This is a genomic window from Brasilonema sp. UFV-L1 (assembly GCF_012912105.1).
In the GTDB taxonomy this organism is placed as follows: Bacteria; Cyanobacteriota; Cyanobacteriia; order Cyanobacteriales; family Nostocaceae; genus Brasilonema.
This window is the reverse complement of record NZ_QMEA01000310.1, coordinates 1-26,004: the sequence shown is the minus strand read 5'-3', so window position 1 is coordinate 26,004 and position 26,004 is coordinate 1. Positions and strand designations below refer to the sequence as shown.

General features: G+C 43.6%; 17 protein-coding genes and 1 pseudogene. 7 read left to right on the top strand and 11 right to left on the bottom strand.

Annotated elements, in window-relative coordinates:
- Positions 1–131: 131 nt before the first annotated feature.
- Positions 132–3,464 (top strand): non-ribosomal peptide synthetase, encoded by a 3,333-nt coding sequence (locus DP117_RS34930; RefSeq protein WP_169222716.1) that lies wholly within the window; start codon positions 132–134, stop codon positions 3,462–3,464.
- Here the strand turns inward: DP117_RS34930 and DP117_RS34925 are convergent.
- Positions 3,461–4,579, bottom strand: coding sequence for an alpha/beta hydrolase (locus DP117_RS34925; RefSeq protein ID WP_248277980.1), 1,119 nt, complete (start codon positions 4,577–4,579; stop codon positions 3,461–3,463). The genes DP117_RS34930 and DP117_RS34925 overlap by 4 nt on opposite strands.
- A 181-nt stretch (positions 4,580–4,760) precedes the next feature.
- Between DP117_RS34925 and DP117_RS34920 the strand changes: the two genes are divergently transcribed.
- Positions 4,761–9,569 carry a non-ribosomal peptide synthetase gene (locus DP117_RS34920; RefSeq protein ID WP_169222714.1) on the top strand — a complete coding sequence of 1,603 codons (4,809 nt, stop codon included), beginning with the start codon at positions 4,761–4,763 and terminating at the stop codon, positions 9,567–9,569.
- A gap of 178 nt (positions 9,570–9,747) precedes the next feature.
- On the opposite strand, the pseudogene DP117_RS36840 reads toward DP117_RS34920, so the two are convergent.
- Positions 9,748–9,900 (bottom strand): annotated as a pseudogene (locus DP117_RS36840) (integrase); the annotation flags it as partial.
- Positions 9,901–9,973: 73 nt separating this feature from the next.
- Between DP117_RS36840 and DP117_RS34910 the strand changes: the two are divergent.
- Positions 9,974–10,258: a hypothetical protein gene (locus tag DP117_RS34910; RefSeq protein WP_169222712.1), complete on the top strand. Its 285-nt coding sequence runs from the start codon at positions 9,974–9,976 to the stop codon at positions 10,256–10,258.
- Positions 10,259–10,425: 167 nt separating this feature from the next.
- Positions 10,426–10,860, top strand: a complete 435-nt coding sequence (locus DP117_RS34905) for an Hsp20/alpha crystallin family protein (RefSeq protein WP_169222711.1) — start codon at positions 10,426–10,428, stop codon at positions 10,858–10,860.
- 633 nt (positions 10,861–11,493) lie between these two features.
- On the opposite strand, the gene DP117_RS34900 is transcribed toward DP117_RS34905, so the two are convergent.
- The 4 genes from DP117_RS34900 to DP117_RS34885 all read right to left on the bottom strand — a co-directional run bounded on the left by DP117_RS34900 (position 11,494) and on the right by DP117_RS34885 (position 15,004).
- Complete coding sequence (locus tag DP117_RS34900; RefSeq protein WP_169222710.1) at positions 11,494–12,900, bottom strand: ParM/StbA family protein; 1,407 nt, start codon at positions 12,898–12,900, stop codon at positions 11,494–11,496.
- A 182-nt stretch (positions 12,901–13,082) separates the two neighbouring features.
- Positions 13,083–13,574 (bottom strand): hypothetical protein, encoded by a 492-nt coding sequence (locus DP117_RS34895; protein WP_169222709.1) that lies wholly within the window; start codon positions 13,572–13,574, stop codon positions 13,083–13,085.
- 725 nt (positions 13,575–14,299) lie between these two features.
- Complete coding sequence (locus tag DP117_RS34890) at positions 14,300–14,566, bottom strand: hypothetical protein (protein ID WP_169222708.1); 267 nt, start codon at positions 14,564–14,566, stop codon at positions 14,300–14,302.
- A 261-nt stretch (positions 14,567–14,827) separates the two neighbouring features.
- Positions 14,828–15,004: a hypothetical protein gene (locus tag DP117_RS34885; RefSeq protein WP_169222707.1), complete on the bottom strand. Its 177-nt coding sequence runs from the start codon at positions 15,002–15,004 to the stop codon at positions 14,828–14,830.
- Positions 15,005–15,670: 666 nt separating this feature from the next.
- Between DP117_RS34885 and mobV the strand changes: the two genes are divergently transcribed.
- Entirely contained in the window at positions 15,671–17,596 is a 1,926-nt protein-coding gene (gene mobV / locus DP117_RS34880; protein ID WP_169222706.1) for a MobV family relaxase, read from the top strand.
- A gap of 711 nt (positions 17,597–18,307) precedes the next feature.
- Here the strand turns inward: mobV and DP117_RS34865 are convergent.
- From DP117_RS34865 to DP117_RS34850, 4 genes are all read right to left on the bottom strand, one after another.
- Positions 18,308–19,543 (bottom strand): ATP-binding protein, encoded by a 1,236-nt coding sequence (locus DP117_RS34865; RefSeq protein ID WP_169222705.1) that lies wholly within the window; start codon positions 19,541–19,543, stop codon positions 18,308–18,310.
- A 386-nt stretch (positions 19,544–19,929) separates the two neighbouring features.
- The gene (locus DP117_RS37160) at positions 19,930–21,111 is read right to left on the bottom strand and encodes a ParB/RepB/Spo0J family partition protein (protein ID WP_169222704.1); all 1,182 of its coding nucleotides are present in this window, start codon (positions 21,109–21,111) and stop codon (positions 19,930–19,932) included.
- The gene (locus tag DP117_RS34855) at positions 21,108–21,863 is read right to left on the bottom strand and encodes a ParA family protein (RefSeq protein ID WP_169222703.1); all 756 of its coding nucleotides are present in this window, start codon (positions 21,861–21,863) and stop codon (positions 21,108–21,110) included. The genes DP117_RS37160 and DP117_RS34855 overlap by 4 nt, the downstream gene beginning before the upstream one ends.
- A gap of 234 nt (positions 21,864–22,097) precedes the next feature.
- Positions 22,098–22,481 carry a hypothetical protein gene (locus DP117_RS34850; RefSeq protein ID WP_169222702.1) on the bottom strand — a complete coding sequence of 128 codons (384 nt, stop codon included), beginning with the start codon at positions 22,479–22,481 and terminating at the stop codon, positions 22,098–22,100.
- A gap of 248 nt (positions 22,482–22,729) precedes the next feature.
- On the opposite strand from DP117_RS34850, the gene DP117_RS34845 reads away from it, so the two are divergent.
- Entirely contained in the window at positions 22,730–22,942 is a 213-nt protein-coding gene (locus DP117_RS34845) for a helix-turn-helix domain-containing protein (protein ID WP_169222701.1), read from the top strand.
- A gap of 65 nt (positions 22,943–23,007) precedes the next feature.
- Here DP117_RS34845 and DP117_RS34840 read toward each other — a convergent pair whose 3' ends face one another.
- Positions 23,008–24,228 carry an RNA-guided endonuclease TnpB family protein gene (locus tag DP117_RS34840; RefSeq protein WP_169222700.1) on the bottom strand — a complete coding sequence of 407 codons (1,221 nt, stop codon included), beginning with the start codon at positions 24,226–24,228 and terminating at the stop codon, positions 23,008–23,010.
- 435 nt (positions 24,229–24,663) lie between these two features.
- Between DP117_RS34840 and DP117_RS34835 the strand changes: the two genes are divergently transcribed.
- The gene (locus DP117_RS34835; protein WP_248277979.1) at positions 24,664–25,596 is read left to right on the top strand and encodes a hypothetical protein; all 933 of its coding nucleotides are present in this window, start codon (positions 24,664–24,666) and stop codon (positions 25,594–25,596) included.
- The last annotated feature ends 408 nt before the right edge of the window (positions 25,597–26,004 follow it).

Genomic DNA, 26,004 nt, shown 5'->3' with positions numbered 1-26,004 from the left:
TTCCCTCCGTAGGCGACTGGCGTCGCCAAGCACGCGCCCGAGTGAAAGAGTAAGTATTAAGTGCAAGTTTACAGAGAATTGGTATGAGACACACCATTATAAAAAAGTTATAAGAAAGTAGAAGGAGCAATATGTCTTCTGAAGAGGTCTTCGTCTTTCCTGCATCTTTTGCCCAACAGCGGCTGTGGTTCCTCGACCAGTTGATACCTGGCAATGCCATTTATAATGTGCCGACAGTCATTCGCTTGACAGGTTCGCTTAACTTAGCGGCACTAGAACAGACCTTTAACGAAATTGTACGTCGCCACGAAGCATTACGCACTACTTTTACGGTGTTGGAGGGGCAACCCGTGCAGGTAATTGCACCCTCCTTAACCATACCCCTTTCTGTATTAGACCTGCGGCAGTTACCAGCAAACGAACGGGAAACACAAGCAAAGCGCGTTGTCACCGCAGAGATTGAACATCCTTTCGACTTGTCCTCTGGACCGTTGCTGCGAGTGATGCTGCTTGTGCTTTGGGAGACAGAACATATTTTATTGCTGAATATGCACCACATTATCTGCGACGATTGGTCTATTGGGGTCCTGATTCGGGAACTGGGAACGCTGTACACAGCTTTTGTACAAAAGCAGGCTATCTCCTCCAAAGACGCTACGCGCCGAGAGTGCCTGTCCGCAGGACTTACACCTCTGTTGGAACTACCTCTTCAGTACGCTGACTTCGCCGAATGGCAGCGCGAGTGGTTGCAAGGAGAAGTACTCCAAACTCAGTTAGCTTACTGGCGGCAGCAATTAAACGGTATTTCGATGCTACATCTGCCTACCGACAAACCGCGACCAGCTATACAAAACTATCAAGGAGCAACACAATTTCTAGAGTTACCGAAAAACTTAAGTAATGCACTTCAGGCGCTGTCGCAGCAAGAAGGTGTTACCTTATTTATGACGCTGCTGGCAGCATTTGGAACATTACTTTACCACTACACACATCAGGAAGATATTGCAGTCGGTTCGCCAATTGCTAACCGTAACCACAGCGAAATTGAAGGACTCATTGGTTTTTTTGTCAATAGTTTGGTGCTACGCACTAACTTATCTGGCAACCCCACCTTTAGGGAACTACTAGGCAGAATACGGGAGGTAACACTAGGAGCATATAGCCACCAAGATTTGCCTTTTGAAAAGCTAGTTGAGGAATTGCATCCAGAGCGAAACTTAAGCCATCATCCGTTATTTCAAGTGGTGTTTGGTTTCGAGAATGCGCCAATGTCGGCGCTAGAACTACCTGGGTTAGTGCCTAGTTTTGTGAATATTGACTTTAAAACAACGCGCTTTGATTTGGAGTTACACCTGTGGAAGTCTTCTGAGGATTTCAGGAGTTTATGGGGGGCAAACTGGGAGCATTCCGAGGGTATTAGAGGCGTAATGGTTTACAACACAGATTTGTTTGAGAAAGCCACCATGACCCGGATGCTGGGACATTTTAAAACACTATTGTCAGGCATTGTTGCTAATCCAGAACAACGCATCGGAAATTTACAGCTATTGAGCGAAGCAGAAGCTCATCAGTTGCTAATTGAATGGAATGACACCCAAGCAGATTATCCTCAAGATAAGTGTATCCATCAGTTATTTGAAAATCAAGTAAAGCAGCATCCTGATTCCGTAGCAATAATATTTGAAAACGAGCAACTTACCTATCTGGAGTTAAATATTCGCAGCAACCAACTAGCACATCACTTGCAAAAATTGGGGGTAGGTTCAGATGTTTTAGTAGGCATTTGCATTCCACAATCTGTAGAAATGATTGTGGGGTTGCTGGGGATTTTAAAAGCAGGAGGTGCTTATGTACCTTTAGACCCTAGCTATCCTCAAGAGCGCCTGAAATTCATGCTAGAAGATGCACAAGTTACTGTATTGCTGACACAGGAAAAGTTGCTCAAGCATTTTGAGGACTTCTCAAACCCGATAATTTCTCTAGATAAGGACTGGGAATCAATTACCAAAGAAAGCGAAGAAAACCCCAAAAGCAGTGTAAAGTCTAACAATTTAGCCTATGTCATTTACACTTCTGGCTCTACAGGAAAGCCTAAGGGAGTGGCTGTGGCTCACAAAGCTGTAAATCGGCTTGTGTGCAACACAAACTATGTAAAATTAGAACCTACTGATAAAATTGCCCAAGCCTCGAATACTTCCTTCGATGCAGCGACATTCGAGATTTGGGGAGCGCTACTTAACGGCGCTCAACTTGTTGGAATTAGCAAAGATGTAACTCTTTCGCCTCACGAATTGACATTACAAATACAACAAAAAGGCATTAGCATTCTGTTTTTGACTACGGCATTATTTCAACAAATTGCTAGAGATGTTCCGCAAGCTTTTGCTCCGTTACGATACTTGCTCTTTGGCGGTGAGACTGTTGATACCAGGTGGGTTAAAAAGGTTCTCAAAAATGGTTCACCAAAACGATTAATTCATGTTTATGGTCCTACAGAAAGTACAACATTTTCTTCTTATTACTGTGTGCAAGAATTATCAGAATCAGCCACATCTATTCCCATTGGTCGCCCCATTACGAACACACAGATTTATCTGCTAGATACCCATTTACAGCCTGTACCCATTGGCGTTGTTGGCGAGTTGTATATTGGCGGTGATGGACTAGCACGAGAATATCTCAACCGCCCTGAGTTAACTGCTGAACGCTTCATTACAGTTCCAGAAACTGGGTTTCTCCCAAAAGCACGTCTTTATAAAACGGGTGACTTAGCCCGCTATTTACCAGATGGCAATATTGAATTTTTAGGTCGCATTGACAATCAAGTCAAGATTCGCGGCTTCCGCATCGAGTTGGGAGAGATTGAAGCGGTTCTGAGTCAACACTCAGCAGTGGAAGAAACAGTAGTCATTGTTACAGAAGAGATACCTGGTGATCAGCTTTTGGTTGCTTATATTGTTCCGAGTCCTGAGTGTCGAGTCCTGAGTGGAACTTCTCACTCAGCACTGATAAATGAACTTCGCCAATTTTTGAAACAGAAGTTACCAGAATACATGGTACCAAGAGCTTATGTAATACTAGAATCTTTTGCGCTAACACCTAATGGCAAAGTGGATCGCTGTGCTTTAAGAGTTCCCGATTCACTCATTTTTGATAAACAAGATTATGTAGCACCACAGACGCGCCTTGAAGAGTTGCTTGTAGAAATTTGGGCTAAGGTGTTGGGAAAAGAGCAAGTAGGTATTCACGATAATTTCTTTGAATTGGGCGGTCATTCTCTACTAGCAACTCAGCTGACTTCCCGAATCCGTGATACCCTCCAAATAGATGTGACTGTACGTAACTTGTTTGAAGCACCGACTGTGGCACAGCTTGCTAGGTACATTGACACAATGTGTTGGGCGGTAAAAGGTTTAGATAAGACTGGAAATACAGGACAAGAGCGAGAAGAGGTGGAATTTTAAGGAGAAACGCCTGAGTTACCACAAGCAGAACAAAACGCGCTGACAGCTTGGGCAAATCGCTGGTTTTGCTCCATTAATGCCATATGTCCACCGGGGTTGATGGTGACAAGTTCAGCTTGAGGCAATTCTGCTTTCATGCGATCACTTGCTACAGGTTTAGTCGCTATATCTGAAGCGCCACAAACGACTAACACGGGAACGTTAATAGTTGCAAGTGTTTTAGTTTCCTCGTAGTTGAACATTGCCAGTGTACCGCGAGCAAGAACACCAGGCGAACCCAACGCTGATAATATAGCTGCGAAATTGAGTTGACCGCGTGTTTCAGTACCCGTAAATCCAGACAGTTCTACGCTAATGTACAACGAACCATTTAGATATGAGAGCCAAGTCATCAACCACAAGATAGGTGACAGCACGATAGTGATGTACAACAGAGGTTCAAGTAAGGGCTTCTGTAATTTACGTATCAAACCGCTAAAAATACAAGTTTTTACCGGATTGGTGTAGGTAGTATCCACAAGAATTAAGCTAGCCACCCGACTTCCCAAATGCTGTGGAAACAGCCGACAAAACGTCAATATAATCATGCCCCCCATGCTGTGTCCCAACAGGATAACAGGCTTATCTCCTGTTATGGCAATAATGGCTTCCAAATCACGAGCATATTTTTCTAGGGAATAATCCTTATTTTTCGAGCTGGAAGATTTTCCCAGCCCTGGTAAATCCCAAACAATGACTCGAAAGGAATCACTCAGTTGTCGCTTGGCATAATACCACACAGTACTGTTTGGTCCCCAACCGTGTGACATGATAATCGGTTGACCATCCTCAGGACCATAAAACTCTACTTGCAGTATGCTACCATCCGGTCGTCGCAAACGCTCCACAGTTTTGCTACGCGTGAACTTGGGTTCTTCAGAGCCAGGACGGCGCAGAAGCGGCAAACTGATAAAACGACCAATAAAAGACCACAAAACCATCGCCAGTCCAATCACTAAGTAGGACATGCCCACAAGTTCCTGTTCGTACCACTCATAGAGAATGTAGATTCCGCCGCCAAGTACCCCGACAGATAGCAGTTGAACCAGCCATACAAGTAGGAAATTATGAGGCATGAACAGCATGAGCTTAAACCTTGCGATACTTTATTGTCTGCGTTGTCTTTCAGCTTCATACCATAGTTACAATCATCCAACTTTCAATCCAGAGAATGATTTGTATGGTGTTCTAAGTGTGCTAAAAATACTGGGTCAATGAATAAGTAGTCATTAACAACTGTTGCGAAGGAGTGTAATTTTGAAAACAGTTCAGTTTTTATCTTATCTTCGCAGCTTAGATATTCAAGTTTTTGTTGAAGACGAACGGTTGCGCTGTAACGCCCCGGAAGGAATTCTCACACCAGAACTACGTGCAGAAATTCAAGAGCGCAAAGCAGAAATTATTGAATTTTTAAAAGCAGCTCATTATACTACCAGCTACACTTCTACACCCCTGGTACATATTTCACGGAACACAACTGTCCTCCCTCTCTCCTTTGCTCAACAGCGGCTATGGTTTCTTGACCAACTAGTACCCAACAATCCTTTTTATAACGTTCCGGCAGCTCTGCATCTAACAGGTTCGCTGAACTTAACGGCGCTGGAACAAACTTTTAATGAAATTGTGCGGCGTCACGAAGCTTTACGTACCACTTTTGTCATGGTGCAAGGGCAACCAATTCAGGTCATTGCACCCACTTTAAAAGTATCTTTATCGGTAATTGATTTACAGGAATTGCCACAAGTCGTTAGCGCAGCGACTCGGAGGGAGCAACGCGAAATACAAGCACGACAACTCACTACCCAGGAAGCTCAACGTCCTTTCAATTTATCAAGTGACCCGTTGCTGCGAATAACACTGCTACGGTTGGATGAGGCAGAACATATTTTACTGCTGAATATGCACCACATTGTCTCTGATGGTTGGTCTGTCGGGGTACTTATTCGGGAAATAGCAGCGCTTTACACAGCCTTTACCACAAATCAGCCTTCTGACCTGCCGGAACTCCCCATTCAATATGCAGACTTTGCATACTGGCAGCGTCAATGGCTGCAAGGGGAAGTGTTGGAAAGGCAACTAGGTTATTGGCGGCAACAGTTGGACGGCATTTCCGTGTTGAATCTGCCTACTGACCGACCAAGATCAACAGTTCCAACCTACCGAGGTGCAAGGCAATTTTTGCAATTACCAAAAAGCTTGAGCGAAGCGTTAGAGGCTCTGTCGCAACAGGAAGGGGTGACTTTGTTCATAACCTTGCTAGCAACATTCCAAATTTTACTCTATCGCTACACGCAGCAAGAAGATATTGCTGTGGGTTCACCGATTGCCAACCGCAACCGTAGTGAAATAGAAGGGTTAATTGGCTTTTTTGTCAATAGTTTAGTGCTGCGTACCGACCTTAGTCGAAACCCAACTTTTCAGGAATTATTGAGTCGAGTGAAAGAGGTAGCTTTGGGAGCTTATGCTCACCAAGATTTGCCTTTTGAAAAGCTGGTGGAGGAACTGCATCCAGAACGTAACTTGAATCAAAATCCTCTGTTTCAGGTGGTGTTTGCGCTTCAAAATGCACCAATGTCAGCGTTGGAGTTACCAGGGTTAACCCTAAATCCGCTTCCATTTGATAGTGAAACAACGCGGTTTGATTTGGAGTTTCACCTGTGGGAGCGAGCCTCCAAAGGAGGAGCAACGCTTACGCCTCAAAATGGATTATGGGTAGATAGCTCAGAAGGAATTAGTGGTTTTGTCATTTACAGCACTGATTTATTTGATGATGCTACTATTACCCGGATGTTGGGACATTTCCAAACGCTGCTAGAAAATATTGTCGCTCATGCAGAACAACGAATTGCAGACATACCGATTTTAAGCAAAGCTGAGTTACATCAGTTGTTAGTGGAATGGAACAATACCCAAGCAGACTATCCTCAAGATAGATGCATTCATCAGTTAGTTGAAAGTATTGCAGAACTGACTCCTGATGCGCTCGCGCTGGTATTTGAAGATAAACAGCTCACCTACCGGGAGTTAAATAAACGCAGCAACCAACTTGCACATTACTTACAAAAACTGGGTGTTGGTGCAGAAGTTTTAGTAGGACTTTGTATAGAGCGTTCTCTTGATATGGTAATCGGAATGTTAGGTATCCTGAAAGCGGGAGGAGCTTATGTGCCTTTAGATCCAACCTATCCCTTTGAGCGTTTGAGCTTTATGCTTGAAGATGCTCAAGTTCCAGTTTTATTAACTCACAAGCAGTGGATAGAGCGTATTGGAATACACAATTCACATATAATCTGTTTGGATAAAGATTGGGAAACTCTTGCTCAAGAAAGCGAAGATAATCCGAGCAGCAACGTTACAGCAGACAACCTCGCTTATGTTATTTACACCTCTGGCTCAACTGGAAAACCTAAAGGGGTGCAAATTGAACATAGGGGATTGTTAAATCTGGTTTTTTGGCATCAAAAAGAGTTTGCAGTTTCACCGCTTGACCGAGTCACGCAGATTGCCGGAGTTGCCTTTGATGCTTGCAGTTGGGAAATTTTGCCTTCTTTGAGTGCGGGAGCAAGTATTTATTTTCCAGATGATGAAACTAGGCGCTCGCCAGAGAAATTGCAAAATTGGCTAGTTTCAGAAGCTATAACAATTAGCTTTGTTCCAACACCTTTGGCAGAGAAACTTTTATTATTAGATTGGTCGAATAATATAGCTTTACGAATATTACTGACAGGTGGGGACAAACTGAATCATTATCCTCTGGCTGAGTTTCCTTTTTTAGTAGTTAACAATTATGGTCCAACTGAAAATACAGTTGTAACAACTTCCGGTCAAGTTCCTGTTAAAAATCAAGAAGACGTATCACCTGCAATTGGTCGTCCCATTGCCAACACTCAAGTTTATGTGCTGGATAAACATTTACAAGCTGTACCCATCGGCGTTCCGGCAGAATTGTATATTTCTGGTGATGGATTGGCACGAGGTTATTTAAACCGTCCTGATTTCACTGCTGAAAGATTCATTTCTCATCCTTTTAGGAATCAGCCAAAAGCACGCCTTTACAAAACAGGTGATTTAGTTCGTTATCGTTTAGATGGCAATATTGAATTTTTAGGTCGCCTCGATGAGCAGGTGAAAATTCGCGGTTACCGCATCGAGTTGGGAGAAATTGAAGCAGTGCTGATTGCGCATCCAGCAGTGAGAGAAACAGTAGTGATGGCTCGTGAGGATGTAGGCGAAAAGCGTCTAGTAGCTTATGTGGCGCTAAATGCTGAATACAGCAGTGAGCAGGAGCATATGCAATATCTGCCATTGCAGGATGAGCAGGTTTTGCAATGGCAGATGCTCTACAACGAAACTTATAATCAACCTGCTGCTGATTGCGAACCAACATTCAATATTGTAGGCTGGAATAGCAGTTACACAAATCAGCCTATTGGGGCAGAGCAGATGCGCGAGTGGGTGAATAACCAAGCGGCGCAAATTCTGGCTTTGCAACCTAAGCGAGTACTAGAAATTGGTTGTGGAACAGGTCTAATTTTGTTCAAAATTGCGCCTCACTGCACTAAATATTGTGGGACGGACTTTTCCTCGGCTTCACTTAACAATATCCAACAGCAGCTGGCAAAGCAAGAGTTATCTCAAGTCACGCTGCACCAGAAGATGGCTACTGACTTTGAAGAAGTAGAAGCAGCAGCTTTTGATGCGGTGATTCTCAACTCGGTTGTGCAATATTTTCCCAGTATTGACTATCTTTTGCAGGTGTTAGAAGGTGCTGTACAGGCAACTGCTCCTGGTGGTTTTATTTTTATAGGAGATGTGCGTAGTCTGCCACTGTTGCAAGCTTTCCATGCGTCGGTGCAACTCTATCAAGCTGAACCCTCTCTGACTCGGGAACAGTTGCAGCAACGAGTACAAATGCAAATTTTCCAAGAAACAGAGTTAGTCATTGACCCAGCTTTTTTCAATGCATTAAAGCAGCGCTTTCCTGAGATTAGCCACGTACAAATTCAACTGATGCGCGGTCGCTACCACAATGAATTAACTCAATTTCGTTACAATGCGATTCTTCATGTTGGCGGTGAAACTGTTAGTCATCCTGAAAATTATTCAGTGCTGAACTGGTCTGAAAATAATCTCACAGTGTCAACAGTGCAACAGATATTGGTTGATAAAAAACCAGAAATGTTAGGCATTACTAATGTGCCTAATGCACGGGTTATGACAGCAGTGAAAACAGCAGAATGGCTATCGGGTGTAGACGATTTTCAAACAGCGGGTCAGATGCGTAAAGCCTTGCAAGAACTCCAGAATTTAGGAGTAGATCCAGAAGATTTTTATGCGCTGGCTAATCAACTACGCTACAACGTTGATATTAGCTGGTCAAATTCCAGTAATGAAGGACGCTACGACGTAGTTTTTGTTCAGAAAGAAGCAATAGGTAAGAGAACTATTTGTCCACTTAGCAACACTAGTCTGCTCCAGTCGGCAAACCCGCGAAAGCAGCTGGCTCCTCAATTGCGTTCATGGCAATCTTATGCCAATAATCCCCTACAAGCCAAAGCTGCGCGTAAGTTAGTGCCGCAATTGCAGACTTATCTAGCACAAAAGCTACCTGAGTATATGATGCCATCAGCTTTTGTAGTGCTGGAGTCCCTACCTCTGACACCTAATGGCAAAGTGGATCGCCGCGCCTTAAGAGCACCCGATCTCATCAAGCCAGAATTGGCAGGAGGTTGTGTCGCGCCTCGGACTCCCCTTGAAGAAGTGCTGGTGAAAATTTTTGCTGAGGTTTTGGGACTCAAACGCTTAGGTATTCATGATAATTTCTTTGAACTAGGCGGTCATTCATTACTGGCAACTCAGCTTGTTTCTAGAGTGCGTGACGCTTTTAAGGTGGAGTTACCTTTGCGTAGCGTATTTGAATCACCGACAATTGCAGAATTATCTAAGGTGGTTGAAAGTTTTAAAGAAAGCAATACTCAAAACCAAGTCCCTACTTTAGTGCCACTTTCGCGTGATCGCCGACGGATGAAGCTATCTTCCCTCTACAAAGAGAGCAAAGAGAAATGACAGGCAAGGGCTTCGGTTGTGTAATTATCTGACCACAATAGAGAGTCCAAAAAAGTGGGGGAGATTGCCTGAGTTGTTGGTTAGCCAACTGCGTGACTACCAACTCGAACTAATCCAACAAGTTTTCCGCCATTGGGGAGTGGGAGAACATCGCGTCATGGTGCAGCTACCAACCGGGGGCGATCGCATTGAGCGCCTCCCGCATTGTCCGTCGAGAACCCTCACCCAGACCCGCCAAGTATACCTCCGCCGGATGCATAGTTAATGGCAAAGGTATTGTTAAAACGAGCGATTCTGGATTGGGGACTGAACGGGCTGCGTTCTTTTTCACGGGCAATAAGAGAGGTAATTTTAAACTCCTCCTCTACCAAATGCTATAGCACCACACCCCAAAAAAAAATGGGTTGCGAGAAGAAAACTTCTCTACACCTATTTGGGGTGAAAGTCTCGTAGCGCGCTCAAAAGTTGTCGGTGAGCATATGAGCGATCGCTCAAATGTCGCCGACTCGCTTGAAAATCATTCAGGAGGTGCTGAGGTAGGAATCATAAGCCAACTGACTCCAGGCGATTGGTTTTACATTTGCGTTCTTTTTGGACTTGACTACCTTCCGGAGTCAGCTTTCTGTGGTGATTTCTCTATTAGCTTATATTCCCTAATTGTTGGGTTTACCGTACCAAGAAAGACATGATTTTACCACCTTTGATTCTGCCGGAATTCTTGTGCGGTAATCATCAATTCTTCCGGTGCTATTAACCGTATTTTCAGTCATGAAAATCATCCTTACTATAAGAATCAAAGCTGCTTGATAAATTCTGAAGTCAATAAAGAAACAATTACGAATCACAAGAGCGAATTATGGTATTAGTACGTTACAATCCCTGGCAAGAATTGAACACACTGCAACGTCAAATCGACACCCTTTTTGAAGATTTTCAAGCACCAACCTTTACCAAAGCTCCAGCAGCCGAACTGCACGAAACCGAAGATGCCGTACACCTGAAGCTGGAACTCCCTGGTATTGATGCTAAAGATGTAGATATCTCAGTCACCGAGAATGCAGTTAAGGTGGTTGCTGAGCGTAAGTCAGAAACCAAAACTGACGAGAATGGCAGAACAAGAAGTGAATTCTACTACGGCAAGTTCCAACGAGTGATTCCTCTAAGATCTCGGATTCAAAATACCAATGTTAAAGCTGAATACAAAGATGGGATTTTGAATTTGACTCTGCCTAAAACCGAGCAAGAAAAAAATAAAGTCGTCAAAGTGAATCTCGAACAACCTGCGGCATAGAGCTTTTATCTGCCTAGAGTATCGAGCTAATTGTATGACATGATATTAAGCCTGGTTGAAGTTTATCAACTAGGCTTTTTTCGAGCTTCAAATATGAATTGACTAATTGATTTCTATTAAAAAATGTATTATTTCGAGTTGTATGCCCTGACTCTTGTTGGATAAATTAGAATTGTTCCTGCTATTTCATAGCGGGTATATTTACAGAAAATATTACATTACCACGATAAAATTATTCATTACGTATGATTTGATTTTCTCTAAAATAGATATTAATTAACAACTGGTGCGGAACGTGCTGACTCCTGCTGCTGCGTTCTACGAACTCGCGCTTCGCGTAACGAAGTACTTGAGCATTTAATAGAAACTAAAGCATCTTTTTAGTTATTTTTAATCTGGGGATAGTTTCCAATAACGTTATTGGCATTCGAGAATGAAGTGATTTCATAGGGATGGAACAGTCATATAGTGAGCGAACGCTTCCAGCTTGACAAAATCGCGCTTGGCAATCCATTTCCCCCTGCCCCAAACCCGACCTGCCCCCTTCCTCTTCTCACCTCTTCAACCGTCCTCCTGTGTCCGGTCTGTACCATTCGGCGATAGCCGTGACCGTACCCACTGGGCATAGGGCTGTTAAATGAGTCTGCCCTGCTTACCATCAGTTAATTTATACAATTGTTCCTCCAACCACCACGGTTCCCATTTGTTTTTTTTCGCTTCTTTTATCTGAGCAACTAATTGAGCAATCTTATGAGCTTTTTCTTTCTGGGCTGCTTCTGTTTTGGCTTTTTGGACTGCTTCTTTTTCCGCTCTATCTGCTGCTTCTATCATTTGTGGTAACCTAGCCGCTCCGTCTTTTTTTTTTAATTCATCTAACTTATTGACATAATATTGATACAACCCAAACACATCGGCAAGACGTTCTCCCATCTCCAATTTATCTAAAACTTTGGGAACGACAATCCCACCATCCCATTCAACAGGAATTTCTTTGCCGTCATAATATTCACACAGTTTATCAGAGATATATCTCGCTGTACCACCACAGAAGATAATCTCATCAGTCTCTTCAGGAATATTTTGCGACAACCACCGGATAACTGCCAACGCATAATTGTCACGTGCTTTTCTTGCAACAAGAGAAAACTTTGCCCCATCTGCAGTTTGCTCCGAGTTGTTACGCTTGCGCGATAACTTAGATAAGACAGTGCTATCACAGTCAGCACCTGCATCAACTAAAGCCTGCAACACCTTGGGATCGTCAACTGATAGTCCCGCACCGCACTCTTTTACAAATGTGTCAACCATCCAAGACATCCCCAAATCGCAAGAAGCCCCTTCAAGTAATTTGCCCCGTACAAACTCAAGAACCGAAAGATTGCGGTAGCCAACCATCACAACTGCAATATTGCGTTGTTTAAATTTGTCGTCACCCAAGATATTTCGGCGATAACACGCAATACCATAACCCTCACGAGTCGCTTTAAAATCGAGCAGTTTCACGCGCAATGTACCCGTTGGAGTTGTAAATTCTTCTAACTCCTGCTTAATTTTCTCTTCAAGCGCTTTACTATCTCCACCTTCAGATGGTGGTAGGAGAACACACAACCGTACTTTTAAAACTTTCGTTTTTTTACTCAATTTTTGACTGACAACCCAAAGCACACCTGCAATCTTCGGTAACGCCAAATCAAATTTGAGCGATCGCAACATGGTTAAGCCGCCAAACTTATATCTTGCCAAATACCCAAGTGCATAACTCCCCGAATTCGGTAAACTTACCCAACAATTGTCCTCTGGATGACCACCGACCTCTAAACTTTTTAATGAATCCAAACTAACATCTGCCACCTCGGATTGAATGCAGATGACTTGCGGTTCTGAATCTGGGTACTCCTGAAATATGACCTTTGTCTTAGATGCACCCAAATCAACGACAACAACTATCTCAGTTGTGGAACTTTTAGAAGACCTATCTTTTTTAGTCGCTTGATGGAGTTCCGAGTCCTGCGTAATCTCAGTTAAATTGTCTGACTTCATAGTTGCTTATTATACTTTTTTATTTTTCTCTCCAATCTAATTCAACCAACTTCAAAACCGCAAATAACTAGTAGTCTGCCAAACCAAAATTGCAAGGTGTGGGCTGGGTAAAGGTAAAAGGGTAAAGGATAAAACGCTTTTCCCCTTACCCTTTACCCCGCCCTTGAAACGCCTGCGAACTGCTAGATACCACCAAAATCCAAAAAGTCATCATCAACTACGTCTGAATCAGATTCATCTTCTTCCTCTTCGTCAAAGTCCTTCGTATCAGCAATCGTTTTGTCTGTACCTGTAGCTGTGTTATTTGTACTTATAGCTCTTGATGTAGTTGTTGTATTAGTCGGCACTGCACCCAAATCCTTACGTAACAGAAAGGCAAACGGCATCTCGTCTGGGCGCAACCCGCACTCCAAGCGGATTATCTCTATCTGCTGCATCAACTGCGCGATCGCTTTAAGCCCAACCGACTTAAGTTCTTTCCCCTTAACTCCCCGTTCTTTGATCGCTAGGGGCAACCAATAGGGACGTATCGCCTCACATGCCAAATCCGTCTGCGGTTGTCGCTGACTAGCCAAATATGCAAACACTATGCCATCATCTGTATTCGGTGCTCTCTTTATCCGTAACAGTAAAGCATCATCATTCTGTTCTGCAAGATTCCCTTTAGTACCCATGACAACCTACTCATATCAGTACAACAAGTGATTAAATAGACTATAACTCTACTGGGAGCGTTCTGGGTACATATGTTGCGCATAGCGTGCATTTTGGTATCATTAATGTACACCGAATGACCCGAATACCTGAAAAAGCAGCATCAAATTCTGGAAAAAAAAACAGACCCGACTCGGGGCAAAGGGTACATTTTGGTATCATTAAGGTGCAACAATTGCCAGGTTCTTTGAAAAACTCCTCTCAACCCGCCCTGTATAAGGATTGTCGGCATTTTCCCATCCCGAGAGGGCTACCGCAAAGGGATTTTCGGGTAGGGTGACTACGATAGTAGTGTACTCACTACACTTCTGTGCCCCTGCGGGGTGGGCTGCGCCCATCTGTCGCTGTCGCTCCAGACACAAAAGTTCCGTTCGCCCTACGGGGGCGATCGCCTACGAGTAAAGTTTATGGTTAGGGTCTAGCCAAACAATATAAAAAACTTCTTCAATAAAGAACCCATGCACTCTACCGTGCTTATTAGAAGAGATCGAAAACTGATACGGCGTATCTACTAATTGTTCCTCACCGGGGAAACCGAAGCAAGACTCAGTAGTATCGATCCAATCAATTGGGTGACAGCGCAAAGCGCTGCTACGATTGCTTATAAGTTCCTGAGCGCTCCAGCAGCCACATAAAACGCACTGCGTTTCATCAGATCTAGCGTGGAGATAACGGCTTGTAGTGCTTAAGGGCTATCGCCTTGATGCACTTGTTCCTGCCAATGGGAAGAACCCTTTGTTCCTCTATACTGCTTGTCTTTTTTCTTTAGTTCCACGTAAACATTAATCTCACTAACTTCTAAATCATGCTCAACTCTGGTTACTATCCAGATTTCCTTTTTTAGGTAAATTTCCTCTCCTATTCTGGGAACAAACTGTAGATCATAGAACTTTTTTAGAAAATCTTTTTGGTTTTCTTCCCATAAGATTACTTTGACTGCTTCTTTGCTCATTGATTCAGTAGTTTAAGGACATACGGGAGCAAGTTTATCTTAAGTAATTAATTTCTGAATTACTGCTTATCTCAAACCAACTTTTGTGTTATTCATGTAATACGGTAACTCACTTCAGATGCCGATTTCTAAAGCATCAGAATATTAATTTTTTATGAGAAATTCGCCGAACTTCCAGCGTAAACGGTACCTGCCATGAACTCCCTCCCTCTGGCAGGTTTTGTCTTTGGGTTTGAACCCCTGATGTCGATTCGGGAGCTTTTATTTACCATTAGAAAACTTTGGCATGTATTCTTGAATCAATTCATTCAATCCGATAACATGTGCCGCACGGTTGAACCCTTTAAGTTCAGCCATAAAATTTAAAATTTCTTGTTTGACTGCTTGTAACTCTGCTTCCAGTTCGGGTATTTTTTGTTGGTACTGTTGCTCCGTCATTAGTTTTTCTCCTTTGTTTTGTGTTTGGTGAAGCCCTTTCGAGCATCCTCCGCTCATTTCGCTCTATGATGATCTAGGGGTCGATTTTTTTATCTATGCTACTTTTTGTGGATCTGCTGAGTTTTTGGCTGGGGGCACAGGAGTTGATACTGAATAAAAAAAATAACTCCCATTGACTTGGTAATGAGAGTTATTTTGAATGGTTGTTAGTTACTTATTTGTAGAGGCAAGGCGAAGTTATTTATGCACCCAAGTGCTCAACTTGACCACGACTTGACACATAAAATCCCTTAAAATTGTGCCAATAACCCGCGTGCTAACTCAGTCAACAAGTTGTGTGAGTCAAAATAGGTTGTGCTAGGACTGTGCCATAACAGCACCACACCGCTACCGCAAAGGTGCTTTCGGGTAGGGCATGAAACTGTAACTTAATTTCTGGACAAAGCTAGCCATAATTACTCCTGATTGGGTAGCTTTTCTCTTGCCATACGTTCAATAACATCGCTTAAACTTCCTGCCTGCATTTCAAACAGAAGTTTCGTTCGAGAAAGCGGGACATCGTTGCAAGTTATCGCGTGCATACCAATCGTTGTGTGTTGCTTCTGCCTGAGATTTGGGAATACTTCATGAAAGAGGGCGGTTGGAGCAACAGTTGGGAAACAGACGATGGCAGCATTAGCAATCTTGCGCGTCGAGAAGCTCAAGACTTTTGGTAGTGTTGGTGGCAGTGAGGCACACACTGCTCGTCTTCAGGATACCCCAAATGCCAACCGCAATAAAGAAAATGTTCGGCTTCTGGGAAACAGTAATGACTCATCTTTAGAAGAAATAGTAAAAGCTAAAATAGCTGATGCAACTTTACACAAACCGCGTAAAGATGCAGTGCTGTGCAGCGAAATTTTCTTGAGTGCATCTCCGGAATATTTTCGTCCTCATGATTCATCACGAGCTGGTGAGTGGGTTGAACAAAGAATGTGGGACTTTGCTAATGCGTCAAAAGCGTGGTTGCAAGAGAATTATGGCGATAAATGCGTTAGAGCTGAGTTGCACTTAGATGAAGCAACCCCCCACATCCACGCTTATGTCGTCCCCATCAACGATAAAACCAAACAGTTAAGTCATAAAGCGATGTTTGGGGGTGATGGGCGACAAGCCAGTATCAAATTATCTAAGCTTCAAGATTCTTATGCCCAAGCACTTGCACCTTTGGGGATTGAACGCGGGGTAAAAGGGAGTAAAGCTACACACACTAAAGTTAAGGAATATTACCAAGCAGTCAACTCTGAACCCCTCACCCTCGAATTAGACCGATTTGCACCAAAACCTTTTGAGACTGCACAGCAACTGTTTGAGCGTATAAAGGCAGATCCTACCATCCAAGACATCAATCACCAACTGGCTGACCGCCGTCGGATTATAGAGCAAGAAAAACGGGCATCTCAAAAGGCTCTAGCTTCTGAGAAATTGCGGCAACAGTTGGAACAAAGGGTTGCACAACTGGAAGCAGAGAATTTCAAGTGGCGCGAAATGGCTGAGCAATTAAGGGATTTGCCACTGGAGGATGTGGCGTGGCACTTGGGACTTAGCTTAATCAATAAGGAGCAGAACCGCTGGAAGGGACAGGGACACATTATTAATATAAAAGGGTCCAAATTCTACGACTTTTCCCAAAATGAAAACACCGGTGGCGGTGGGGCGATTGATTTGGTGATGCACATTAATGGGTGTAATTTTCGGTCTTCTGTTGCCTGGTTGTATGACCGTTTTGATGAAGAAAGGATGCTACGTGCTACCAGAGCTTACGTACAAAAACATGCGACTTTAATTGTCGCAGAAGAACCGACACCGCAGTTTGTGCTACCAACCCCGGATGAGTCAAAGTGGCAAGCGGTACAGAATTATTTGACTCAAGCTAGGGGACTGCCTGAAAATTTTATCATTGCCCTTCACCAACGGGGATGGCTTTATGCTGATGACCAGCAAAATGCTGTTTTTACGATGCGCGATCTGACTGGGCGATCGCCATCTACAGTCAACGGTAGCAGCGCAGCGCTCGCGCTTGAGTCAAGGGGTACTGAGTATCAGGGTAATGGGACTGGGGATACTCAATCCCCAATCACTTATGGCGCGTTTTTGCGGGGGACGCGAGGAGAAAACAATTCGTTTATGGGATACGCGCTGGGCACGAAACGGACTTTGGGATGGTTTTATTTCCACTTGGGCGGTAAATCAACGGATGAAGTACAGAAGGTAGTCCTCTGTAAATCTCCTATTGATGCACTCTCATGTGCTGCGTTATCTGTTGCTGCACATTCTGGGATGCCCCAGAAGCGGACAATGTTTTTGGCAGCTGATAGCCCTAGAAGCTTGCCATTGGAATTTTTCAGAAAAATTCCTGCCATTACTGCTGCTTACGACAATGATGATACAGGACGGGAAACGGCACAAGCCATAAAAGAATTGCTGCCGCAAACAACCATAGCGCGACCACAAGCTCTTGATTGGAATGCGCAACTGTTGGAGTATTTGCGGCAAGAAAGGATGCAACTTCTAGAACAAGAAAAGAAAAAGAATTGGGGATTGGAACGCTAGGGCAGGACTGTGCAGCCGACGCAAGTGTTTGCATATTGGGCTACGCTCTGATAAACGCTTAAAATGTGGAAACTGTGGATGGAGTGGTAACGCCGATTTGAATGGATTATGTCGTCTGTAACGCCTATAACGTTTACTATGTAGAAACTTTACGTTGTTGATATTTTCCACAGCGTTACTTCTTGCCAGCAACTTTCTACAACGATATGATGATAGACTATCGGCTTTACGTGGAAATGACCGGGCTTTTTCGTTGGATTCTCTTCCTTGTCTACGTTGTTGAATAGTAAGCGTTATTGCTTCTACAGCGTCCAAAAATGCCCAAAAATTTCAACGCTGTTGTTGTTGTTGTTATTTAGAATTTAATAAGACATAAAATGGAGCAAAAAATATTGCTGCTATTGGGGCTGTCTTTGTAAACCAGCCCGGAGGCTCGAACTGTTTGTGCTGTTCTCTCAGTACAGACAGTTCAGGGCTACTAAAAGCTCATACTGTATTCGGTACTCCGAATCAGTGTGGGTAGTTTACTTTCTACCCTTATCTACGATTGGCACCAACAGATAACCCCGAAACTACTATCTCACCGATAACGAGCGCGGTTTAACGGTGAAGTTGAGCGGCTACAGATAACACCGAACGCAGCACTAAAATATTTTGTCTGTCCGCTTCAACGCAGTGTTGGGCTGCTGGCAAGGGCGGAAAACTATTAAGTTACTTTGGTTGGCTACTCGTTAAGTAAGCAGCAAGTTCCTCAGAGATGACGAAACGGGGGGTGTTGTTGTAAGTAATTTCATAAATCAGAGCATGATTCTCTAAAATTCTTAGTTTGCTCCTCAGCCAAGGATGATCTTCAAAGTAATACTCAAGGATTAAATTACTAGGGTCTCCGTTGTAAATTGCGCCTTTGGGCATAATAATAAACTCTCGTGCAAATGGATATTCACGCAGATCATTTCTCATGTCTGCTAAAAGTTCGGGAATCAGCTTCTCAATGGTTAGAAATATACTCTCCGATGGCTTGGATAAAACAAGGCTAGGCTTAACCGCATTCTCTCGTGAAGCCGTAAGTTGTAACAGCACTTTATGAATCGATTCAAGTGCTTTTACCATCTTGGCGGGATTATCGTTTCCAATAGAAATTGGTGGGACTGACCTAGTAACTTCAACTTTAGTTTTATAGGTATAGAAGTTTCCAGCGAGATCGTAATACTCTACTTCAAGATATACATCCTCTCCAAAATGTTCTTTTGCTTGAAAGTAAGTTACTACATCAAAAAAGAATGGATTGTTCCGATCAATAACAGATGACTGAAGAGGAAAAAGACTCTCACAATGTTGCATCATTTGGGGCAAAGGCGAAATAGTAATCTTGACATCGACTGCTGGTGCATCTGTAAGCGCAAGAATCCCAAGTTGTATAGCTTGCTCTTTGTCTGGTTTTAGTCGAAATAAATGTGTCAACCGTGGCTTTGAAAAGTGTCTCTTAGCCCAAATAGCATCGACAATGAAATGTTTAGCTTTAACTGTATGAGCGCCTGCTCGAATGTAATAGTGATTATCTGGAGCCATGTGCGGTCCAGCATAACTTTCATGAATAGCAACCAGTAAAACTGCTGAATCTGGCTGGATAGTACCCCGTCCCATTGGATCGTGTATTAGTTTGATGTCATATCTGGGAACTGGTTCTACTTGATTGACGATTTGATCAACCCAATCGCGTAAATCCTGCCTCCCAATTTTTAGAGGAAAGCCACCATCCGCCTCTCCATTGCCATCAACACCAGCAATAAAGTATCCACCTCCAGAATTCGCAAAGCCTGACACGGCACAGCTTAGTTTCTTCTTGAGGTCATTATGTGGAGTACCACTTGATTTGAATTCAAAATCATCATCTTCTGCGCTTGGAAGTTGTGTTAGGTCGAAAGTTTCGAGGTTAATTTTTGACATAAGCCTGGAAATGTATCAACAACCTCAAAGTAGCACCCAACAAATGATATTAAGGTGAGGTTTAACCCCTTAGTATTCGGTGTTCTACCCATTTGACTCGGGACTCGCCACAAGCTTAGTGCAACTGGAAACCGCTGCGCTAAATCGGGCGGGGGCTGGCACTGCCCACCGAAATCACTCGTGAGACAACACATTCACTCATGGCAGCGCCAGCCCCTCCGCTGTCGCCGCCCGATTTTTTCCAGTTGAAGCGTGTGTCAACAGGAGCGAGTGAGCGACTATTGCCGACCAGAAATGTTGAAACAAGGTCATTCAAGCCGCAGGCGAGCAAATTTATCCATGCTACTGATTGCAAAACTGTCAATTTCTTTTGTCTGAACGCATGTTTATTCTGGAGTCGCTGACTCTTCTAGTGTTAGCGCCTCCAGTTGGGCAAGCAGGGTTTCTAATTGTTGACGCTTGTTGGGGTCTGACCAAATGCGCGACTTCTTAAGTTTTGCCGTCACAGCGGTGAAGCGCTTTGGATAGTCACTCACTTCGGTGGGGGGTTGGGGTTTCTTGGCACGAAGAAGCTTTTTGATTTCACTCAAAGACCAGTCTTGAACAAGTGCTTGCTCTAAAAAGGCAAGGCGTTCTGTTTTTTCGGAAATCTGAGCAATGACTTTGGCTTTCGTGTAAGCAATTCGTCCAGAGCGCAGCACATCCAAAATGTCTGACGGGAGGTTCAGTAGGGGCAAACGATTATTGACGAAGGACTCCCAGGTCATTGTCCCTAAGCCAGTAAAGACTTCTTCAATAATCTTTAGGTCTGGATTGACAATTAAATTCGGATTGGGGGATGACGATGAACCATCCGACTCACTTTTTCCAATAACGTTATTGGCAGATTTTGGTTCATCATCTGCTGCAGTTTTTCCAATAACGTTATTGGCAGTATCTGATTTCTTCGCTTGACTTTTTCCAATAACGTTATTGGCAGATTCCGGTTCATCATTGGCTGCAGTTTTTCCAATAACGTTATTGGCAGATTCTGGTTCATTATCGGCTGCAGTTTTTCCAATAACGTTATTGGCAACTTTGAGTTCGCGTTGCAGGCGGTGCAGTAAGGGAGGAACTTCCTCAACCGCTCGACCTAATCTGATAGCCAGTAGTTGCAGAATGCCTTCAGTTTCTTCGACTGGGTTGAGGTCTTCTCGGAGCAGGTTTTCTATCAGAGCCAATTGCACGGCATCCGAGTCAGTTAGCTCGCGCACGACTACAGGGACTGAAGTTAAACCGACCTCTTTTGCAGCGCGGTAGCGCCGTTCTCCAGCCACTAATTCGTATCCGCCTTTAGTCAGGGGACGCACTAGCAGGGGTTGCAGAATGCCGTGTTGTTTGATTGACTCGACTAATTCCTTTAACGCTTGGGGGTCAAAGTAACGCCGGGGTTGAGTCGGTGGCAGATGAATCTGCTCTAATGACACATTCTGGGTGGAGTCGGCGGTAGTGTTGGGAGATAAATCGCTTCTGGGGTCCCAAGGCACTTCAATTTTACTTTTGAGCGGTTGGTTGCGTTTGCGGATCATTTCAAGGACTCCATGCTGCTAGCTAACTGTTCAAGTATGGCAACAGCAGGATGCTTTGGCTCATATACGGCTAGGGGCATTCGGTCTTCTGTTGCATCAACAAAGGCAGTGAAACGAGGAATGGGGGGAAAGACTTGACCCATCTGAGAAAGTTGTTCTTGAATGGCTCCCAAGGTGCGAGTGTCCTGGGAATTACGGGCATCGTATTTGGTGGGAACGAACCCTGCTATTTCCAATTTGCGGTTGACTTTGGAACGAACCCTGGTGACGGTTTTCAGGAGTTCGTTTGTTCCCTCAAAGGCTTTGAAATGGGTTTCGATAGGCACAAGGACATTCGTGGCTGCTACAAGAGAAATGTAACTTAGCAGTCCCAAACTGGGAGGGCAGTCTATCAAGATGAAGTCGTAATCGTCTCGGAGTGGCTCAATAGCTTCTTTAAGGCGGAAGTCGCGCAGGTCGGCATTGACCAATTGCATTTCCGCCACACTGAGGGTGGTGTTGGTGGGGGCTAAGTCCATGCCATGAATCCCCTGATGAATTGACAGGGGTTGTTCTTCGACTATGGCATCATAGACGGTTTTGTTTAATTCTCTTGGAACCAAACCCATAAAGATTGTTAAGGAGGCTTGCGGGTCCATGTCGATGAGGAGAACGCGATGTCCCCTTTGTGCTAGATGGTAGCCCAAGTTTTGGGTAAGAGTTGACTTGGCGACACCACCCGCTTGATTAAATACTGCAATGATTCGGCTCATAAGTGAGTTGATTGGCTCTGCGCCTTATAGATTTAAGATAACTGGTGGTACGTCAATTGGCGCTGCCAAGTTGTGGAAAGGGGGATTCATGAAAATTACCCAAAATTGACGAGCCATCAGGAACCGCCTTTCGGCTATTTTTCTTGTCAACTAGTAATTCTTATTGAGAGGGGGGCGACGCGGAGAAAATTAATGAACGATTCTCCGTGTCCCCGCGTCCCCGTGTCCTCTTCATTAGAAGCTTGAGAGGAGAGATATTGCCTTATCGAGATTAAGTTTGGCTTGGTAAAGAGCCAGGATTCTTTGCTGCTCTATTCTATACGGCAGAGGCATTATTCTTCTCTCTTCCACAGAAACTTTAATCAAAGCAGATTGCTCACGAGTGGGTAACCCAAAAGCGTCATAAGCAACAATTAAAGACTCGATAGCATCACGCCCAGGATGTTTTAACCCAACTCCCTGCTGCATTTGAGAAAGAGCGATATTAGAAAAAGACAACAAAACAGTAGCCCAAGAAGACCTAAGATTAGGGTCAGAATACGCTTTCAACCCATATCGATTGCACAGCGCGACTAACTCCAAAAGACTCTTGGTTTCAAGTTCAATTCTGGTAAACATACTCTGACTCCATATAACAAAATGCCAGTTGTTACAAAAACAACTGGCTGTTGACGTTCCTTGTTTTGTCCTAAATATTAATAGTAGTACTACTGTTAGTAGTGGGCAATAGCCAAAAGGTTGTTTTTCTATTAGTCTTAGTAATACAACCTGTGGTTATCCATTAGCTTTTTATATTACTTATGGTTATCCAATAAACCAGTAACCAACTAACAGTAGTGCTACTATGAAGGACATGAATTAGGATTATGGCTGTGCTAATAACCCTGAAAAAAGTTAGAGAATCAAAGGGGATATCTCAAAATGAGCTAGCCAGAAGGACTGGCTACAGCTTGCAGAACGTACAAAAAATCGAACAGGGAAGAGTTGCGTCCCTTACCTTGGAAGCACTTGACCGATTTTGCAAGGTGCTTGAATGTTTTCCAGGCGACTTGTTGGAGTACACGCCTGACGAACAATGAAGCTTAGTGAGACAACAGAACAGGAACGAGGAATGACAAAACTAGATTTTCAAGCGATGAGTGAACTACCCAACACCGACCCTAACGGGTACGGTGTGGGCTTCTGATTTCATAGACCGTTGCCCCTTGCCCTTACGAGTAGGTGGTCTTACACAGCCTCCATCAGCAATAACGGGGTTCCCTCCGTCATTTGTTTGCAACATCCGAATTCCTTCTTTTCTGATGTTCAATGCTGCGTTACCATCGCGATCATGATGAGTGCCACAAGACGGACAAGCCCATTCACGGATATCGAGAGTTAACTCATCAAGTACATGACCACAGGATGAACACGTTTTGGAACTGGGGAAGAATCTTCCTATTTCTACAAGTCGTCCCTCTTTTCGTTTCAACTTGTAGTCCAGGAAGTTAACAAACATTCCCCAGCCAACGTCGGATATTGACTTTGACAAGCGTAGGTTCCGTACCATTCCCTTCACGTTTAAATTTTCAACAATGATGACTTGGCTCTCGTCTACCAGTTTTCTGCTTAGTTTATGCAGAAAGTCTTGACGGGAATTTGATACTCTTTCGTGTACCTTGGCTACCAGTTTTTTGTATTTGTTTCTTGAATTACTACCTTTAACTTTACGAGCAAACTTTTTCTGCTTCCTAGCTAGATTCTTCTCATGACGTTTAAGGTGTTTCGGGTTGGAATGCTTGGTAGTTTGCTCACCATCGTTCACGATGGCAAAGTCTTTTAATCCTAGGTCAATACCAAGTGTTTTATCACCAGATGGTTGACCTACACCACCCTCAACCTCAAGCAAAATTGAAGCGAAATATTTATCTGTGGGAGTTTTGCTTATAGTAACGGTTTTGACTTTCCCTTCAATTGGTCTATGAAAAACTGCTTTAATAACACCAATTTTAGGAACATCCAAACAATCACCCGCAACCTTAACGTTTTGAGGGTATTGAATCGATTGCTTATGATGCTTTGACTTAAACCTAGGGGGCTTAGCCCGTCCCTCAAAAAAGTTGGCATAAGCTTTGTTGAGATTAATTGCTACACACTGTAAAACAGCAGAATAACAATCCTCTTTTAGCCAAGGATGTTCAACTTTTAATTGAGGTAAATAAGCTTTGTAAACACTCAGCTTTAGTGACTTTCCAGTTTCTTGATAGTGTTGAATGCAAGCATTGAGTGCATAATTCCAGTACCACCTTGCACAACCAAACGATTTGGCTAGAGCTATTTCTTGTTTAGTTGTTGGATACAGTCTGACCTTAATTGCTTTCAACACTTTAAATCACCTCCTTGTTACAATTATGTTAGCATAAATGTAGTGACGATGTTGTAACAAATATGAAAAATAAATATTTGCAAATACGCATCAGCGAACGCAGGTTAAACAAGTTTCGTTTATATTCGGCTTGGAAAGATAAGACTATGACTCAAATACTTGAAGACTTTATTGACTCGTTACCAAGCCCAGAGATAGACAAAAACTCGGACACCCCTCTCCCTTGACAGCCGATGGCTATCATTAGTCGGGGGTGTACCTCGTTTTTGTCCCGTGATTCATAAGGGCACGCTCCCTGGGTACAGGTACAGTGTGGGGCTTCTCACGGTTTAAGCTAAGGAAGAGTTAAGAGCCTACGTACTGATAAACCGAGACGACGATGAAGCATTTTATGCAGTTTCATCTCTTGTGCCATTTTCTTTGAAAGAGGAATAAATGACAACAAAACGATTCTCCGAAGGAGACGCTACGCGATCGCTCTTACGCACTCAGCCAATACTGTCCAACCCAGCAGTCACAACCACCGTCAAACCAGGTTATCGACCGCAAGCAGCAGATACCAGTATTGAAGCTGATGTCTATTTGTTCAACAAGCTGCGGCAACTCTCTGTTAAACAACGAGTAGAAATAGCGACTACCCATGACCGTGGAGTCAGAAAACTTTGTCTTGCTGGCATCAAATGGCGGCGAAGGGATGCACCAGTTGAAGAAATCCGCTTGCTGTTTGCCCGTGCAGTCTTAGCAGAGAAATTCCATCCTGATTATAAACCAACTGGTACTGATGAAACAATGTGGATTCAAGATTCCATCGCTTTAGCTGGTGAACTCCACCAATTATTTGAGTCAATGAACATCCCTTACTACGTCAGTGGGGGTGTTGCTAGTTCGATTCACGGGGAAGCGCGTTCAACCCGTGATTTAGATTTGGTCATAAGCGTGCAAGTGAGTCAGATTGACTTGTTAGTGCAGACATTGGAAGCGGCTAGGTTTTATTGCCCAGCGGGTGCGGTAGAAGACATAAAGCTAGGGCGAGAAAGAACTCTCAGCATCACTCATACTGAGACGATAGCCAATGCTGACTTAATTGTGATGGATAATTCGCCATTTGCTGAAACTCAAATGTCTCGCAGAAAGCTGCTGGATATGGAGGGGATGCCGAGATTTTGGATTGCTTCACCAGAAGACATCGTGTTGCAAAAGTTACTTTGGGGTCGGGCAAGCCGTTCGGAAAAACAGTGGCGTGATGTTCTGGGGATACTGAAACTGCAAGGGGACAATCTGGACTACGGCTACCTCACTCAATGGGCTGAACGCTTGGGGCTGGTTGATACTTTGAGTCAAGCATTAACTGAGGCGGGTATTTTGTAATGAACTTTCACTATAATCAGCCTTTGCCTATGCTACCCCAATTACCAATTTGGCTACACACAATCACATCCGCATATAGTTTAACTCCGGCTAAAATGTGGTGCGATTTAGCAACAAAAGAACTGGGTGTAATGGTCTGAAAAATATAAAAGCCACCTTGAAATTACTGTACTTTCATGAAATGAAACGATTGATTAGTACGGTAATCACTTATACTTTAAATTTATATACAACTATTCAAACCCCGCTGCTAAATTTTTGAATGTTATGGCAGAGGATACAAATTATAACAATAAACGTCAAAAAATCCAGAGTGTTGGTAACTCAAACAACTCTGGTATAATCAATCTTAGTCAGGGTTAGCGCGTCTCAAACCCTATTGACAAGGGGACTTGATTGAATTATGAG